The organism is Pseudoalteromonas sp. CR1 (assembly GCF_019392235.1).
Classification (GTDB): Bacteria; Pseudomonadota; Gammaproteobacteria; order Enterobacterales; family Alteromonadaceae; genus Pseudoalteromonas.
The window spans coordinates 1-249 of sequence record NZ_JAHXRM010000476.1 but is presented as its reverse complement, the minus strand read 5'-3'; the positions used below and the strand labels follow the sequence as shown (position 1 = coordinate 249).

The following is a 249-nucleotide window of genomic DNA, read 5'->3' as shown; positions in this document are numbered from 1 at the left end:
CGCATGCCGAAGTCCGCCGCGTATGGCCGGACCAGGTGACGATCCGCCTGGAAGAGCAATTGCCTGTTGCCCGTTGGGGCGATGGCGCACTGTTGAACAACCAGGGTCAGGCGTTCACCCCGCGTGAACTGGCCAACTACGAGCACCTGCCGCAGTTGTTCGGGCCGCAGCGGGCGCAACAGCAAGTGATGCAGCAGTACCAGGCCTTGAGCCAGATGCTGCGGCCACTGGGCTTCTCCATCGCACGCC

1 protein-coding gene is annotated in these 249 nt (G+C 64.7%); it reads left to right on the top strand.

Going from position 1 to position 249, the window contains the following annotated elements:
• Window positions 1-249: cell division protein FtsQ/DivIB (locus KZZ04_RS20210; RefSeq protein WP_219424037.1), on the top strand; the 249-nt coding region annotated here is incomplete at both ends.